Origin of the sequence: Chryseosolibacter histidinae (assembly GCF_018598225.1) — a bacterium.
GTDB classification, from domain to species: domain Bacteria; phylum Bacteroidota; class Bacteroidia; order Cytophagales; family Cyclobacteriaceae; genus Chryseosolibacter; species Chryseosolibacter histidini.
This window is the reverse complement of the sequence record NZ_JAHESF010000006.1, coordinates 82242-98842: the sequence shown is the minus strand read 5'-3', so window position 1 is coordinate 98842 and position 16601 is coordinate 82242. Positions and strand designations below refer to the sequence as shown.

Genomic DNA, 16601 nt, shown 5'->3' with positions numbered 1-16601 from the left:
TGTTGGTTGAGATAATATAGTGATGGATAGCCAGGTACAGGTATTTTTGATCATATTTTCGATTCCGGGCGAGCAGATGTTGGAAGAAGTTTGTGAAATTTGATTCTTAGTTTGTAAGTTTGCGCTCCCAAAATCGATAGGTCAGTGATTTAGGCTTCGATCAAGGGACTTAAAGAAGAACAAAAACGGCGCGGTAGCTCAGGCGGTTAGAGCGTTGGATTCATAACCCAAAGGTCGGGGGTTCAACTCCCCCCCGCGCTACGAGAAAGCAACAGTGATGTTGCTTTTTTGTTTTTATATCCCGCCACGTAATCGCCTATGACCTTCTCCGTTTACGTTTTGTACTCCCCATCGCATAACAAAATCTACATCGGATATACCTCCGATCTTGAAAAGCGATTGCTATCGCATAATCAACTTGCTACTAAAGGATACACGCTTCGGTACAGACCATGGATACTGATCCATAAAGAAGTATTCAACACAAAATTCGAAGCGATGAAAAGAGAGAAGGAACTCAAATCCGGTAAGGGTAGATAGAGCCCTATAAAAAATTACTGGCGTTGAAAATGTCAAATAAGAATTTTTAGCACGTTGTCATACTATTGCCAGCATGATTCGGTAATACTCAGAAGGCATGGGGTTTAAAAGTCAAATGGCGATCCATATCTCCAGGGCGGAGGTTTGGTGGTTGATAACAACCAGGCTGTTGTGGTTGCGGATGGATAGCTGCTGTGTTCTTTTGCCGATATCTATTAGTTTGTAGACATACATGCCGATCAGGTGGAGCGGCCCCTTATAGGAGTAGACCAGGTAGGTCTGATCTTTGATCTCCCGGACAAGGAAATTCTCATGCTTTTCCTGGTTGTGCCCGATGAAGCCGTAGTTCATTCTGATCCCTCCCAGGCCACTGATGCAAACAATGTCTGGGGTGGACACGATGAGGTCTTTGCCGGGAAACTGTCGGAAGAAACTACCTGCCAGCTGGATGACAACGGTCTCGCTAAGAGTTTCCTGCCGTCGGTAGAAGTAAGTTTTATTTACGGTCTTTTCTATCCTTAAAGCTCCTTCGTCATGGAGCTTTCCAAAATCGAGGAGGTGTTGAAAGATCTCTCCGTCCACCTGGCTGGTAATAGTTTTGTCGGCAGGCAACAGCTTCAGGGACCTGAAACAAGTGGGGCTTATTCCCACCTGATTTGAAAAAGCCTTTGAGAAAGCTTGCCCAGAAGCGTAGCCAACGATCTCGCTGATGGCCGTGCTTGAGTAATCTGAATGGCGCAGCAATCCTGCCGCATATTCGATGCGGTAGCGCTTAACGTAGTGCCAGAACGGCTCTTTCGTGGACTCCTCATAAAAATGCCTGAATCCGCTGTAGGAAAGGCACGTTTCGTCTGCAAGATCTTTTATTGAAAGCGGCTGATCCAGGTTATTTTCGATAAAGTGATGGACCTGGTGAATGATTTTCTGACGTAAACCCGGGGCATTGGCCATATGGATCACGGAGGGCGCTGCACCCATCCATGAAGGAAGGTACAAAAATCATGATCTTTTTCACACCGGTAAAAAGATTTTGTATTGAACGATCCGGGCAGGGTTTAAATATGGCTGCCGCAGCTCAAAAAAACAGGAGCCTCCGCTATCTTCAGAAGATCCTGTTTTTTGCATGCCATTTCGTTTTCAGTATTCCCCGATCTTGACAGCAATTTGCACGGTGAGGCCGCTCAGGTCGCTTGAGGTGAGCTGCTCAAACCTGTTAGCTGAGATCCACCTGTAGCCGAGTCCTGCTTCCATCCGGAAATGCCGCGTCAGGTTCAGTTCCGCATTGATGGTTGGCTCAATGATGCCGAACCCCGGAGAGTTGAAAGTGGTGCCGTGACTTCCGTTCTCCTGGATGATGTATTCATTGCTCGTGCCGCGGCCGAACAAGGAAGTAAAGGTGAGGTGCACCGCATCGTTGGATTTAAAAACAAAACCAGCAATAAATCCACCGTATCCATAGCCCACCGCCATTTTCTGGTTGGGGTTATCGATCACTTTTCCATCGTCAGTGTCTATGTAATGACCATGAAATGTGGTGCGTGAAATTTTGCCCCATCCGCCTACACCCAAGATCACATTCCTGTTGACGATCAGGCCGAGTTTTCCACCCAGCAATGGAGATGCCGCCTCCCGCATCCGGGAGCCGTGAAAGTGGAGTCTGAATTCCGGTCCCCAGAAAAAAGAGGTCATTTCCTGCTTCGCTGCCGTGCCGAGTAATGTCTCCGGCTCTTCTTGCGCCAGAGAATGATTGATCACACCCATGCTTATGGCCAGGGTAAAAAGTAACAGTTTCATATCATTTTTAATTTTATTGAACGCTGCAAGGTATTTCCGTTTGCATCACCCGGGGTTGTCCATTTTGTCTTATTTGTCTCGACCTATGAATCAATAGCCGTTTAAATATGCACCCAATTATAGAGGCACTGTTCTCTGGTGACTGTGGCTTCAGGAACTATTGCGTACTGCGCCCCTGCAGATCGTCAAGAAAAGGCAGCGCATGATCACGTAAAATTGGATTGGCCGGCGTTTGTGGCAATCTTTCCTGAAACAAGCGGTATGGTGCGAAACTATTTTAAAATGGCGTGGTGCACGCTGAAGAATCAGTGGCAAAATAACCTGGTCAACATCACGGGCCTGGCAACCGGCATGATGTGCTGCATTTTCACGATGCTTTATGTGCGTGATGAACGTAGTTACGACCGGTATCACCACAACGCAGAAAGGATCTACCGAGTGATCCGCACAGAGATCAACAGCGACGGCCAGCGGGAGACCTGGGCCAGAACGGTACGGGCTATTGCATTCACCCTGAGCCATGATCTGCCTGAAGTAGAGGCGGCGGCAGCCATTTATCCATGCCGTGAAATGGCCATGCGCCATGCCGGTAAGCAATTCCTGGAGGCCAGGGTCCTGGAAGCCGATAGCAATCTGTTCAGCGTGTTTACTTTTCCTTTTATCAAGGGCACTCCAGCCAAAGCGTTGAAACATCCTCAATCGATCGTAATCGCGGAATCTGTCGCGCGCCGGTACTTCGGCACCGCAGAACCCATCGGACAGGTGATCAGCAGCGAGCAGGCCGACTATTATGTAACCGGCGTCATCAAAGACATTCCGGCTAACGCTCATTTTCACTTTGACATGCTTATTCCACTGCGTACCCTGGAGGTTGCGCACAACACGCAGTGGCTCGGCAACCGGAATTACCTGACCTATGTGAAGGTGAAAGCTTTCTCTACGCCAGCACAGTTAGAAGAAAAGCTGAGGTCGCTGGCACTGAGGTACAGCCCCTCTTCCCGTGACGTCTACGGTATCCAACCCCTCACTTCCATTCATCTTACTTCCGCGCTTAACGGTGAGCTCGAGCCGAACAGTGACGCCGGCGTGCTGCAGGTGGTGACGATCATCGCGTTATTTGTCATGATCATCGCGGGCGTGAACTACGTGAACCTTGCCACCGCACAGGGCTTCAAGAGGGCAAAAGAGGTGGGCATCCGTAAAACATCGGGTGCATCTCGTCTCGCACTGGCTGGCCAGTTTCTGACCGAGTCAGTACTGACCGCAGTGATCGCCTTTGTGCTGGCTCTCCTGATGACGGCTGCCTTGCTTCATCCGTTCAATCAGTTGTCCGGAAAACAGTTCGCCCTCCTTCACCTGGACTTACCGTGGATATACCTGACAGGTTTCGCCGTTGCCATCGGCCTGCTGGCAGGTCTTTATCCCGCATTGCTGCTGTCGGCGTTCAGTCCGGTAAAGGTGTTGAAAGGTGCATCTTCAGCAAGCGCAGGGACGGCATGGCTACGGAAATGCCTGGTCATATTCCAGTTTACCATCTCCATTGGGCTGACCATCGCCGTGATCGTCATCGTCAGGCAGATGGACTATATCGCCAGGAAAGATCCCGGCTTCCAAAGGGCACAGGTGATCATCGTGCACAATGCCGACAGACTGTCCAACAGGCAGGTTCTCGAGCAGGAGATCAAACAACTCTCAGCCGTTGCTCACGTTGGCGCTTCTACTGCCATCATCGGTAAAGGCCACTGGACAACCAATATCAGGACCGGTCCTGCACAGCCATACAGGCTGATCGATTTTTGCCAGATAAATTACGAATACCTCGACGCCCTCGGTATCAGGTTACTGATGGGCAGGAAGTTCTCGTCCCGGTTTCCCGCCGATACCATCAATACGATCATCCTTAACCAGACCGCCGTGAAAGAGCTCGGCCTGGAAGCTCCGGTTGGCCAGCAACTTATTTGGAATGAGGGAGGTCCCGACACCACGCTCTATGCATCGGTGGTCGGCGTGGTTGATGATTTTCATTACGCGTCTTTTCATGAGGCGATCAGACCCTTCGCTTTCCTGGTGCGGAACAGTTTCTTTGTTCAGGGCGACTTCACCTCTAACTTATTCATCAGGATAAACGGAGGCCGCATACCAGAAACCATTCGCCATATTGAAAAGATCTGGATGAAGCATGTTCCGCAACGGCCTTTTACCTACCGCTTCATGGACGACTCGTTCAGGGAGTTGCATGCCGCAGATGAACGTTTCGAAGGCGTGGTCTCATGGCTTACAGCCCTGGCCATGTTCATTGCCTGCTTGGGCGTGTTTGCTCTCGTAACCTTCATGATGGCACAAAGAACAAAAGAGATCGGCATTCGCAAAGTACTCGGTGCATCGTCTGTCTCCATCGTGGTAATGATCAACAAAGACCTCATCAGGATGGTGTTGCTGGCGCTGGCCATCGCTACGCCCATTGCGCTGCATTACATGGATCGGTGGCTGCAAGGCTTTGCATACCGGACGGAAATAACGTGGTGGATCTTCCTGCTAACAGGAGCAGTGACATTGGGCATTGTTCTGGCAACCACCGCGTACCAATCGATCAGGGCTTCGCGGGCCAATCCGGTAATCAGCCTTAGAACTGAATAGCTGACGTGCCGGAACCCCATGTCACTAAGTTCTATTATTTATCGATTTAATTGAGTCCAAAAATAATATCTTTCGAATGCGATCCGTTTTGGGGGTTGCTTTTTTACTGACTGATAAGGTCTCGTAAGAAAAATCGAACAGTGGTCGTTGCTCTCGCCTGGACTAATATTTCAAACAAAGACACTCGATCACATCGCTGGTTTCCCGATAATAGCCTACCTTAAGGATCTTATGCCTGTCTCCATAAAGAGAATTTATGAATCACCTGTTGCCCAAGACGGATACCGGATACTGATAGACCGTTTGTGGCCCCGGGGCATCAAAAAAGAATCGGCAGCGATAGACCTGTGGTTGAAGGAAGTGGCACCGTCACCCGAGCTGCGAACGTGGTTCAATCATGATCCGGAGAAATGGACAACGTTTCAGAAAAAATACAAACTGGAATTGAAAAATAATCCCGCATGGAGAGCGCTGCGCCAGTTGGCGGGGCAACACAAAGCGCTGACATTATTGTTCGCAGCAAAAGATGAAAAGCATAATCATGCCGTATTACTGGCAAGGCTGTTGAATAAGTAACCGGAACATATCTCGCGCTGAAGACGCAGGCCGTCCTTTTTGATTGGCGCTTTCAGATTAATTCTTTATCTTGGTAAAGATTCCCTGACCCACCTCACTTGTCTGTCGAAGAAGGATCGAAGGCAAGTCTGTCAATCTGACCCATAGCCCACGCGGAATCTCTCAGTAAGGTTCAACCACGATTTTAACCATTAACCCCTCCGCTATGGAAACATTACCGGCTGACCCCGTTCACCCTCTTTTTCTGTGGTATATGCCCGTTGTTGGCGCGCTTGTGATTTTGATCGGAGCGTACATTACCATCCTCGCTATTCGCAGATCTGCGCTGAAAGATCAAAAGGAGGAGAGCATCGAAATTATGGGCGCCAAGTTTAACATCTCCACGCTCATGGCTATCTTTTTAGTGGGCCTGGCCTTCTACGGGCCTGTCTGCTTCATCTACTACAACAAATTCGATACGATTGAGGCAAGGATGCGTGAAGTGGAGATCAGCCAGAAACTCTATGAGGCGCGTTACAAAGACATGGTCAGCGCCATGACGGAGATGGGCAAGTGCCCGTTGTTTGTAAACATCGAGCTGGAAGGTGAGCCCGAGAGCGAATTTCCGATCATCAATAAGCTTCAATGCACAGGCACAATGGAGCGTGGGAAATTAAAAGTGGGTTTCGCCATCTCACTTGGCCCCGGAGATTACCTGCAGCTGACTTCCGTCGATGCACGGCAGGATCCTGAATTCCGCGAGATCCGGTTGATGGAGCTGGCTGATGACGGTCGTGTTTTGCGTACCTGGATTGCCAAAGAAACCGATAACTCGGCAATCAATCTCTTTAACTATGTGACCAATCCCCTCAAATTTAAAAAGGCAAACTCATGAGCACGCTTGCAAGATCTTTTGTCCTTGTTCCCTTCCTGTTTATATCCGTTGGTTTGTTGGGCCAGGCCCGGCTCAGGCAAGAGAATATCAAGAATGATTCTAAGTATATAGGCAAAAAAAAGTTCAATTGGAGAATCTATGTTGACGCACCCCAGCCCGTCTTGAATAGCATCCGCTGTGTGCAGTACACGCTGCATAAAACATTCAAGGAACCTATTCAGAACAAGTGCAACGCAGCCGCCACGCAATTTGGTTATTCGGCAATAGGGTGGGGTGAGTTCTCAGTAAAGGTAAAAGTAACATACCTTGATAACCGCGAAGAATATTTTGAGCACTGGCTTAAATTATTCAACTGATAGTATTGCTCGATCAACACAAGCACCAGCTCACATCACATATTGTATCATTCCCAGCGCTTAAATACATTTACGTATTAGCCTGCAATAGCTTGATGATATCTATACGTAAAACCATTATCGATATGCTGCGTGCCCGGGTCATTGTTATCGTGATGCTCTCGTCGATTACCTGCCATGCACAAGTCCAGAACACAAACTACGTTTCCAACAAAGCCCCCTTACAAAACACACCTTTTGTAGCGCTGCCCCTGGGAAGCATCGAGCCGCAGGGATGGCTGGCCACACAATTGCTCGCACAGAAAACAGGTCTCACAGGAAACGCCGAAGAGATCTTCAGCGAGCTCAAATCCGATGCTGCATGGCTGGGGGGCAGTGCCCGCGACTCCGACTGGGAGCGACCTCCATACTACCTGCGCGGCCTTGTAGGGCTGGCGTATTCGCTGAATGACAACGAGCTCAAGCAGCGCGCACAAAAATGGATCGATTGGGCCATCCAAAGCCAGCGGACCGATGGCAATTTTGGTCCCACCACCAACAACGATTGGTGGGCCCGTATGCCGGTGCTCGATATGTTTTGCGACTACCAAAGCGCCACGAACGACGCCCGGGTGATCCCGTTCCTTACAAAATACTTCCGGTATCAGCTCGCTGCGCTGGACAAACAGCCGCTCAAAGAATGGGCCCGCGCCCGCGCCGCCGATAACGTAAACGTTATCTTCTGGCTTTATAACCGCACCGGCGATGCATTCCTGCTGGAGCTGGCGCGCAAGATCAAAGACCAGGCGTATAACTATACCGATATCTTTTCCGATAACACTTTTCTCACCAGTTATCATGGCGACTTTTTTCCGAAGCATGGCGTTAATGTAGCGCAGGCTTATAAATACGGCCCCGTGTTCTACCAGCTCACCAAAAACGCGAAGGACAGGGACGCATTCATCAAAGGCATTCAGAACCTGAGCGCCTACCATACACAGATCACAGGCATGAATTCGTGCTCCGAATTTCTGGCAGGTAACGCCTCCATACAAGGTGTGGAGCTTTGTGCTACCGCTGAGCGAATGTACTGCAACGAGCTGGCTACACAGATCCTTGGCGATGCACGCATTGGCGATGACCTCGAAAAGATCGCGTTCAACCATCTTCCCGCCAACATCAGCCCCGACTTCCATCAGCATCAATACTATTCTTTGCCCAATCAGGTACAGAGCAAAGAAGGTGGCAACGGCTTCGGCCAGGATTATGGTAACGGTGTTTTGCCGGGACCCTATTCTGGTTACCCATGCTGTCGTTTTAACATGCACATGGCATGGCCCAGGTATGCGCAGTATTGCTGGATGGCCACTGCAGAAAATGGTCTCGCCGTTACCGCGTATGCACCCAGCACGGTACACGCCAAAGTAGCGGATGGTGTACCGGTTACAATTGCCGAAAAAACAGACTATCCTTTCGAAGAGCAGATCACGTTCTCAATATCAGCAGTAAAAGCAGTCAAGTTTCCACTGCAGCTGCGCATACCCGCATGGTGCCTTGAGCCGGTAGTCAAAGTTAACGGCGTTGTTCAGAAAGGTGTGTCTCGTGGTTCATATTATACGATCGACAGGACCTGGAAAAACAATGATGTTGTAACGGTGGAGCTGCCGATGACGATAAAAACATCTGCATGGGTCAACGACGCGGTGGGTATTGAACGCGGTCCGCTGGTGTTTACGCTTGACCTCGACGAATCGTGGAAGCCCAAAAAAGAATACAGGTTCAACGGAATGGATTTCAGTGAGTACGAAGTCTTTCCAACAAAGCCGTGGAATTATGGTTTGATCCTCGATCCTGTGGCACCCGGAAAAAGTATCACCGTTCAAAAAAATCCTGTTTCAGGTAATCCCTTTGAGCCGGAAAAAACACCGGTGATATTGCGTGTGAAGGCAAAGAAGATCAAAGCGTGGACGCTTGCGCCCAACGGTGTTCATGCCATGGAGCCACCTTTGTATGCCGAAACATCTGAGCCCGTAGAAGAAGTCACGCTCATTCCGTTCGGAGCCCAACGCATACGGGTCACCTATTTTCCGTTGATCGGCAAAACAGCAAATTATCCGAATACCTTCACCGAATAATTTTGAAACAGGGTCCTCCAACCAATGGGTGAATTTCGGGGGCGGCTGGCAGCAGAAAGACGGCAAGTACTTTTCAGAGTCTTATAATGTGAATGGTGTCAAATCGGTAGCCACAAACACCAGGTTCAGCGACTTCACTTATAACGCCACGGTCACCCTGCTGAACGACGACACCGATGGCGGCGTACTCTTCAGGGTATCATCACCGGCCATGGGCGTGGATGCGCTTCAGGGTTACTATGCTGCCATTGCTTCCGATGGCCGGCTCATCCTGGGCAGGATGAACAACGCATGGGATTCGCTCGCCACAGTCAAGACCGATATTCAAAAGAACAAACCTTACAACCTGCGGGTGGTGGCCAATGGCCCGAACATAACCGTTTATCTTGACGACATGAACACACCCAAGATCACTATATCCGATAGCACGTATACTTCAGGCGCGATCGGTTTGCGACAATACAGCGGCACCCACACGCAGGATCCGTCCGGAAAGACCGTGATTTTTGAAAAGGTGGCAGTGAGTAAGTTGTAACCCGTTCGTCAGTGCATAAAAATCCATGTTCGCCAATCACTGAAAGCCTGCCTGGTGTCATATTTAATGACACCTCCTTTCATCAGTTAAGCATATTTTGTATCATTGATATTCAGCAACCTGCCGCCGGCGTAGGCAAATGGTTGAAGTAAACTTTCTAACATCGTAAAACAAATTTCCAATGATGACTACCCGTTATAAGCAAAGTATCCTCTTCTTTCTTCTTTTTCTTTGGAGCGCCACGGCATCTCTGGCGCAGGAGCTACCTGTAGCCAAACCCGAAGCTGTAGGCCTGTCTTCAGAAAGACTTCAGCGTCTCACGAATGTATTTCAGGCCTATGCAGATGATAAAAAAATGGCGGGCAGTGTGATCCTCATCGCGAGACACGGAAAGGTCGCTTACTTCAATGCCTTCGGGAAGAAGGACATCGAGTCTGGCGCGGCCATGCAGAACGACGCTATCTTCAGGATCGCATCACAATCGAAAGCGTTGGTCAGCACCGCCATCATGATGCTTCAGGAAGAAGGGAAGCTCCTCATCGCAGATCCGGTTAGCAAATACATACCCGAATTTAAGGAAACCACCGTTGCAGAGCCTAAAGAAGGTGGTGGATATAATGTTGTGAAAGCCAAACGTGCCATTACCATTCGCGACCTGTTAACCCACACCGCAGGCATTGGATATGGCAGTGGCGTTGCTGCTGATAAATGGAAAGAAGCCGGCATTCAGGGATGGTACTTCGCCGACAGAGATGAACCAATCGCTGCCACGATAGCAAGACTCGCCGCGTTGCCCATGGACGCTCATCCCGGAGAGAAATATGTATACGGTTATAACACAGATATCCTGGGCGTTGTGGTTGAAAAAGCATCCGGCAAACCCCTGGACGAATTCCTTACCACAAGAATATTCACACCGCTCGGCATGAAAGACACGTACTTCTATCTGCCCGAAAATAAAACAGCCCGCCTCGCTACCGTGTATTCAGCGTTTGCAGATAAACCAATGGAGCGTGCTCCTGATGCAGGAACGATGGTCAGCCAGGGTGCTTACGTGAAAGGTCCGCGAAAAAGTTTTTCAGGCGGCGCCGGCTTGTTGTCTACCGCTACAGACTATGCGAAGTTTCTTCAGATGTTCCTCAACGGAGGCGTGGCCAACGGCAAACGTATCCTTTCCCGTAAAACAGTTGAGCTCATGACGGTGAGCCATACCGCAAAGATCAATTTCAGGGCAGGAGAGGGATTCGGACTGGGCTTTTCTGTTTGCCAGGATCTCGGTGAAAGAGGAACACCCGGCTCCGTGGGGGAATACGGTTGGGGAGGTGCATACGGCTCCACGTATTGGGTAGATCCGAAAGAAGATCTGGTAGTGGTTTATTTCAAGCAGCTTATTCCCACCAATGGTCTCGACGATCAGGCTAAACTGAGAGCATTGATCTACCAGGCCATTGCAGATTAACGTTATTGAATGAAGATTGAATCCCTGAGAGGCCCAAAAAAAATTCAACAGTTGGGAACTCCGATGTAGTATTATCGTTAATAATCTCATATCTTTACATCGTGTAATAGATACTTTCTGCTGAATTCGTTTTATTCGGCAAAAATATTCCGGACCTAAAGAACTGTACGGTTCTGGCTGGCCTGGACAAAATCCCCGGTTCGTAACCGGGGTTTTTTATTTATATACGGATAATCCCGTCTTCGTCAGCAATCGACGAATAATATAAAGCGCCTGCTATTCTTCTGTCAAAAATCCTGTCAGCATTATACTTTCTTCTGGATCCTCTGGAGAACAACTTTTCTTTCAATGTATAGGCTATAACATCTGTCGATTGAATGAAGATTGAGTCCGCGGAAACCCGAAATATGGGGTCTTCAATGATGCACCCGATTCGAACTCCCTGGATCGTCTCTCCACTTGCTCCTGTACCCAGTAATTTCCTCGCGTGCGTGTTAATATGCCTTTCATTGGAGCGATCAAAGAACACCATGCCGTTTTCTCTCTCTTGCTTCAAGAACTCATCATAAGCCTGGTAGAGCTTCGTCATGGATGTTACCAGGTATTCGTCTGAGGTAAGGCTGCTGGTTGCTTTGTCTATAACAACCGTCACAATCCTGAATGAACTATGCTGACCGATTGTTTCTGCAAACTGGTCTATCAACTTCCATCGATTCTCGGTACTTATCGATGTAAATGCTTTTATCCTGCGAGGGTCTATCATCTCAGCACAATGGAACTCGACGTCGAAGGGTAGGAAATCTTCCCGTGCGATTTTCTTTCTAAATGACTTCAACGTGTCCAACGCTACCTTCCATTTCGAGGCGCCAACAATCAGTCCGGCCAGAATAAAATAAGGAGACCCGGTTTTATCCGGTTGTCCGGGATCAAACTGTCCAGCATCTCCGCTTTCGTCTACATAACAGAAGTACATGACAAGTAAACTAAGAACAATACTAAAGATAGATCAGTCGGATCAAAATTGGAGGGGGTAGGTTAATTCCGATAGTCTCCGGTTCTTGTTGTTAAACTTTTCATTTCTTTTATCTGCTTCAGGTATCACTTTTACGAAGACTTCTCAGAAGTTTCTCAAAGCAAACACGCGTTAATCACAGGATAGACGGGAAAGGAGGATTGATTGCCGCATTCGCCCTCCTTCTTTTTCGCTTTCATACCCCTTCTCACACGCATCGCCGCGTTACCTTTGTTACATCAACAAACCAAACATCTACTACTATGAACACACTCAAAAGTATCGGCGCCGCGCTTGCAGGCTTCATCTTCATTGGAATAACCCATAGCGCTACAGATGCAATTCTCGAGGCCATCGGTGTACTTCCGAAGGGCCACCTTTACGTGAGCACTGGACTTATTCTTTTTGTGATCCTGTACCGCGCGGCATTCAGTCTTGCAGGCTGCTACATTACGTCCCTGCTGGCACCGAAGGACCCGATGAAGCATTCGCTTATCCTGGGTGGGCTCGGCACGATCCTCAGCGCGGCAGGTGCGATCATCACAGCAGATATGAATCTGGGGCCGGCATGGTACGCATGGAGTCTCGTAGTAATAGCATTGCCCATCTCATGGCTGGCAGGTAAGTTCTATCAGTCAAGGAAGAGGGCGAAAGCAGGCATTCCGGCCTGAGCGAGATATTAACCGCAGAGCATTTAGGAGAGCGGCTCTGCGGTTTGGTATTTGTTACCGGGAAGCTTCAGCGTTGAATCTTTGCAGCCTTTTCAGTCTCTTATCTGAAGATGCCCGTTTATGTTGAATTTCTTTTGATGCATGCCTATGAACATACCTCCTAATCCGCCATAGGCATAACCCACAACAGCTCCGATCACATAGGCAAACCCATCGTTCTCTTCTCCACGCACATCACTATCATCTTTTAAAGAGGCCGACGTTAACACAATCCCGGCAGTTAATCCCGTAACTACTCCGATCACAGTGCCCTTCCAGATCGCTCCTTTCCTTCTCAATTTGATCGTCTGGATGTCAACGACCGGAATCCGGGTTATATCATTTGCCCTCCGATCAAACAGGTGCACCGAATCATCAGCTATCTTAACAAAGTAGCCAGTAACAAGCTTGCCATCTAACAGTATCACTTTTGCTTTAAATCTCGCGCTCGGGATCCTGCCATCTTTCCCGTGATCAGGGAAATTATTAGAATTACATGTAATGGAATAACACGAGACAAGCAGCAGTGTAATAATGGCCACATTGACTTTCATAGATCAATTGATTGAATGAAGCTACGCTGGGCAGATAACATTTGTATAGCTCAATCTAACGTCCTTGCAAAATTGAGAAAACAATCATCAAAACCCCTCACATATTTGTGCTAATTCAAATTTCAAGCATACCGGGCTACCTTCCCGGATTGAGCATGCCAAACATTACGGGAGAACTTGTTATTAATTAAAAATTATTATATTGAGTAAACTAATTTAAAACCCTATGCGAAACCTTAGACCATTGGTTGCCCTCATCATGGTGATGGCGGGTAGCCTGACGTATGCACAAACCACAGCTGTCTCCAGCCTGGGCGCCCGGATCTCCAGGGAAACCGGAGAGCAATGGATCAATAACTACCGGAAACAGTTCAACATCACATCAGTGCACCGTTGTAGCGCCGACATGATCCAGGAAGTGTTCCGCACCGCCGATGCGAGCGGAGTTTACCTGATCAAAGGGTTGGATAACGAAGGTAACGAAAGGCTTATCCTGAAAGCCGCAACCGAAAACGGCGCCATGCTCAAAGATTCGAAGGCCGTTCTCACAGTTACCGGTAACGAACAATCTGCAGGCTATGTGCTGGACGATCTGATGGCGCGCCCCATGATCGAAAAATTCCAGCAGGTACAAAAGAAAAACGAGCTGGGTGGCCATCTCTACGGTAAAAAGGTATTTGAGAACCTGTTGTCTCAACCCGGCGCCACCGGTGTTTACATCGCCAAAGGACTGGATGAGCAAGGCCAGGAACACCTGGTATTGGCAGCATTAGATAAAAATGAGAAAGTAATGTGGACCGCCGATATCTGGAATCACGGTTCAGGAATATTTCTCATAGTCTATCCCATCCTCATGTCAGCCGTTGCAGCGAGGTAAGAACTAAAAAAAATACTTCTATCAGGAAAGACCACCCCGTGCGTGGTCTTTTTTGTTTGATACCAATCCCATAGGAAGGTATAGGCGATGACAAGCGCGTCGTTTTGTTTTTAGTGTACGTAGTCAAAAAGGAGTATTCACAGGGAGTATCGGTATGGGTATACACAAATAAATTCCGCCAAACGTAAGCAGCCGCTACCGCGCGCTCATTACCTTCCCTGAAATACTTAAACAAAAACTCGCTATGAAAAAAAAGTCGACCTTTTGCGCCGGGGCAGTGATCGCCCTGGTTGTTTTCAGCGTTTCAGCAGCCCTGGCTCAGCCCGGAGATCCGCCGTCGTGTACAGCAGGGCAATGGAATCTTAGCGCCAGCGCGGCAACGGTGAGCAACGGCGGCCAGGTAAGCATCTATGCCGTTTATCAGGCCGGAGGCTGCCCCAAAGCCGGAACGATCACCGTTAACAAAACCAGCACCTTTGTCAGCGCCACACCTTCGCTTCCAGTGAACCCCACCATCCCGGAATGCATCAACGACCCGGATGCAGAATGCCAGACCAGTGGACAGATCCTGGTTGGCACTTTCACCCTTACGCATTCACAAACTTCCGCGAGCCAGATCACTTTTCAGATCACTGGCATCACCGGCGGGCATACCGCCGGCAGCAGTGTGGTGGTCACCGTAAACCCGTGACGACTCAGGCGAAACGAGCTTCAACAGATGAAAAGCTGCCAGGTTTGTAGCCGGGCGGCTTTTTCTTTTTGCACTGGATCGTCATTCATTCCAGTGGATCCTGTAAGCGTAGACCCTGGCATTGAGTCGTGGGCCAAAAAGCCTCATGAACACCCGCATGAAGAGATCCCTGAACGCTACGGCTACTGGCGACAATATCTTTTTAGAGTTGCCATACTTGCGTGCCTGCTCGATGATGCTGCTCACCCTGTCTTGCCGCGCGAGTTGAAAGTCCTCAAATACCTGCCCATAATTTCCATGCGGATCACGGAGTAGTTTTGCGAGCAACATGGCATCTTCCATAGAAGTGGACGCACCCTGGCCTGCATGTGGCGCCATGGCATGAGCAGCATCGCCAATCAGGATCACCCTTCCCTTATGCCACCGCCTGACGTTGTGAAGGTCCTGGATGTTGTGCATCATGAGCGTATTGGTATTACGGATGATATTTTCGACAGGCGCATGCCAGCCCTTAAAACGGATCAGCAGGTCAGCCTTCATCTTTTCCAGCGATACATTCCTGATCTCTTCTTTGGGCACTTCGCGGTCGACCGGAAGATTGACCCACCAGCCGATAGCGCTTGCATTCCCCGGGCAGATCCTGCTGAACCCGAAGAACTCACCGGGGCCGAAGCTCATATACATCACGTTAGGTGCCAGCAATCCGGATCCTTCTGCCGCGCTGGCATCGGTAAATCCGCCGATACCGATAACACCCGTGAATTCAGGCGAGGGGCTTTCAGGCAACACGAGGCTGCGTGTAAATGAATTGATGCCATCAGCGCCGATCAAAAGATCACCTGCTGCTGTGGTTCCGTCTTCAAATGCGGCGATAACAGGTTGCCCTTCGCGGTCGCGGATGTTTTTCAGCTTCTTGCCATAGTGGATAGGAATACCTTGTTCCTGCGCGGCATCAACGAGTATCCGGTGCAGCTCCGCCCGGGGTATCGACACCGTGGCAAAACCGAATTTACGGGCGTCGGCGTTGACGAAAGAGGCGATGCATTTTCCTTTCGCGTTCAGGAACGTGTTTGTATCGATCACCGCTCCGTGATCCATCACCTGTTGTGCAAGTCCCAGCGCATGCAGTATATGCATCCCGTTAGGTGCGATGTTGAGCGGCCCGCCGATATCACTCAGATCTCCATAAGCTTCATAAATGGCAGCCGTGATGCCGGCCTTCTTCAGGAATAAAGCCATGGTTGGGCCTGCTATTCCGGCACCGATAATGATGGCATGTGTGCGTTTCATGCTTTGATTGTTTTGATGAAGTAACTTTTGTTCAGCGGGATCATGGCAAACGACAACAGCAGGAACGCCGCGCTTCTGATGTGACTCCGGAATGCCCAGGCATCTGCTTTTGTTTTCAACAATGGATCGATGGTATCGCCGATAGGATATTCCCAGAATTCCATGAGCACGGGCGCGAAATAGAGAATGGTCCAGACCCTGACGGCAGCATGAACACCGAAAATGATGAGCAGGGGATTTCTCCTGCCGCTGACGTTCCAGTTCAGCACGATGGCCAGGATAAAAAAGATCTCGTGTACGCTATGCGCGATGATCCAGAAGTTTTTGTAACGCAGTCCGTAGTCGCCCTGAAAGATGTGCAGCGAAGCGGGTGGGGCAGCGGTCCACAACGGAATAATGTTCGCCTCTTCCCATATTCCTGCGCCGTTGATCAGCAGGTAGATCGCCGTAGTAACTAACAACGCCTGGTCGGCCAGGACTTTTTTTGAAATTTCCATCGGGATTTAATTTTAACTTTGTGCAAAGTTGCAGGCGGAAGCTGCCAAAGCTTTTATATCTGCGGGAGCAAAATTTATAGAATCA

At 49.3% G+C, this 16601-nt stretch carries 17 protein-coding genes and 1 tRNA gene; 12 read left to right on the top strand and 6 right to left on the bottom strand.

What is annotated here, in order from left to right:
- Positions 1 to 187: 187 nt before the first annotated feature.
- Positions 188 to 261 (top strand) — tRNA-Met (locus tag KK083_RS08075).
- 57 nt (positions 262 to 318) lie between these two features.
- Positions 319 to 540, top strand: coding sequence for a GIY-YIG nuclease family protein (locus KK083_RS08070; protein ID WP_254162298.1), 222 nt, complete (start codon positions 319 to 321; stop codon positions 538 to 540).
- A gap of 111 nt (positions 541 to 651) precedes the next feature.
- On the opposite strand, the gene KK083_RS08065 is transcribed toward KK083_RS08070, so the two are convergent.
- Complete coding sequence (locus KK083_RS08065) at positions 652 to 1536, bottom strand: helix-turn-helix domain-containing protein (RefSeq protein ID WP_254162296.1); 885 nt, start codon at positions 1534 to 1536, stop codon at positions 652 to 654.
- Between the two features lie 141 nt (positions 1537 to 1677).
- Positions 1678 to 2334, bottom strand: coding sequence for an Ntn hydrolase family protein (locus KK083_RS08060; protein ID WP_254162294.1), 657 nt, complete (start codon positions 2332 to 2334; stop codon positions 1678 to 1680).
- A 261-nt stretch (positions 2335 to 2595) separates the two neighbouring features.
- Here KK083_RS08060 and KK083_RS08055 point away from each other — a divergent pair, with 261 nt between their 5' ends.
- From KK083_RS08055 to KK083_RS08025, 7 genes are all read left to right on the top strand, one after another.
- Positions 2596 to 4971, top strand: coding sequence for an ABC transporter permease (locus KK083_RS08055; protein ID WP_254162292.1), 2376 nt, complete (start codon positions 2596 to 2598; stop codon positions 4969 to 4971).
- 231 nt (positions 4972 to 5202) lie between these two features.
- On the top strand, positions 5203 to 5547 hold the full coding sequence (locus KK083_RS08050) for a DUF488 domain-containing protein (protein ID WP_254162290.1): 345 nt from the start codon (positions 5203 to 5205) through the stop codon (positions 5545 to 5547).
- Positions 5548 to 5752: 205 nt separating this feature from the next.
- Entirely contained in the window at positions 5753 to 6421 is a 669-nt protein-coding gene (locus KK083_RS08045) for a hypothetical protein (protein ID WP_254162288.1), read from the top strand.
- Positions 6418 to 6777 carry a pYEATS domain-containing protein gene (locus tag KK083_RS08040; protein WP_254162286.1) on the top strand — a complete coding sequence of 120 codons (360 nt, stop codon included), beginning with the start codon at positions 6418 to 6420 and terminating at the stop codon, positions 6775 to 6777. The genes KK083_RS08045 and KK083_RS08040 overlap by 4 nt, the downstream gene beginning before the upstream one ends.
- Positions 6778 to 6872: 95 nt before the next feature.
- The gene (locus tag KK083_RS08035; protein ID WP_254162284.1) at positions 6873 to 8891 is read left to right on the top strand and encodes a beta-L-arabinofuranosidase domain-containing protein; all 2019 of its coding nucleotides are present in this window, start codon (positions 6873 to 6875) and stop codon (positions 8889 to 8891) included.
- The gene (locus KK083_RS08030; protein WP_317195218.1) at positions 8866 to 9426 is read left to right on the top strand and encodes a 3-keto-alpha-glucoside-1,2-lyase-like domain-containing protein; all 561 of its coding nucleotides are present in this window, start codon (positions 8866 to 8868) and stop codon (positions 9424 to 9426) included. The genes KK083_RS08035 and KK083_RS08030 overlap by 26 nt, the downstream gene beginning before the upstream one ends.
- 181 nt (positions 9427 to 9607) lie before the next feature.
- Entirely contained in the window at positions 9608 to 10885 is a 1278-nt protein-coding gene (locus KK083_RS08025) for a serine hydrolase domain-containing protein (RefSeq protein ID WP_254162280.1), read from the top strand.
- A gap of 220 nt (positions 10886 to 11105) precedes the next feature.
- Here the strand turns inward: KK083_RS08025 and KK083_RS08020 are convergent, their stop codons facing one another.
- A complete protein-coding gene (locus KK083_RS08020; RefSeq protein ID WP_254162278.1) occupies positions 11106 to 11858 on the bottom strand; it encodes a DUF3800 domain-containing protein in 753 nt (250 codons plus the stop codon).
- A gap of 302 nt (positions 11859 to 12160) precedes the next feature.
- On the opposite strand from KK083_RS08020, the gene KK083_RS08015 reads away from it, so the two are divergent.
- Entirely contained in the window at positions 12161 to 12568 is a 408-nt protein-coding gene (locus KK083_RS08015) for a hypothetical protein (protein ID WP_254162275.1), read from the top strand.
- A gap of 92 nt (positions 12569 to 12660) precedes the next feature.
- Here the strand turns inward: KK083_RS08015 and KK083_RS08010 are convergent, their stop codons facing one another.
- Positions 12661 to 13161, bottom strand: a complete 501-nt coding sequence (locus KK083_RS08010) for a hypothetical protein (protein ID WP_254162273.1) — start codon at positions 13159 to 13161, stop codon at positions 12661 to 12663.
- A 226-nt stretch (positions 13162 to 13387) separates the two neighbouring features.
- Between KK083_RS08010 and KK083_RS08005 the strand changes: the two genes are divergently transcribed.
- Both KK083_RS08005 and KK083_RS08000 read left to right on the top strand, forming a co-directional pair.
- Positions 13388 to 14038 (top strand): hypothetical protein, encoded by a 651-nt coding sequence (locus KK083_RS08005; RefSeq protein WP_254162271.1) that lies wholly within the window; start codon positions 13388 to 13390, stop codon positions 14036 to 14038.
- Between the two features lie 244 nt (positions 14039 to 14282).
- Positions 14283 to 14729, top strand: a complete 447-nt coding sequence (locus tag KK083_RS08000; RefSeq protein ID WP_254162269.1) for a hypothetical protein — start codon at positions 14283 to 14285, stop codon at positions 14727 to 14729.
- An 81-nt stretch (positions 14730 to 14810) separates the two neighbouring features.
- Here KK083_RS08000 and KK083_RS07995 read toward each other — a convergent pair whose 3' ends face one another.
- Both KK083_RS07995 and KK083_RS07990 read right to left on the bottom strand, forming a co-directional pair.
- Positions 14811 to 16019: an FAD-dependent oxidoreductase gene (locus KK083_RS07995; RefSeq protein ID WP_254162267.1), complete on the bottom strand. Its 1209-nt coding sequence runs from the start codon at positions 16017 to 16019 to the stop codon at positions 14811 to 14813.
- Positions 16016 to 16516, bottom strand: a complete 501-nt coding sequence (locus tag KK083_RS07990) for a transposase (RefSeq protein ID WP_254162265.1) — start codon at positions 16514 to 16516, stop codon at positions 16016 to 16018. The genes KK083_RS07995 and KK083_RS07990 overlap by 4 nt, the downstream gene beginning before the upstream one ends.
- Positions 16517 to 16601 lie beyond the last annotated feature (85 nt).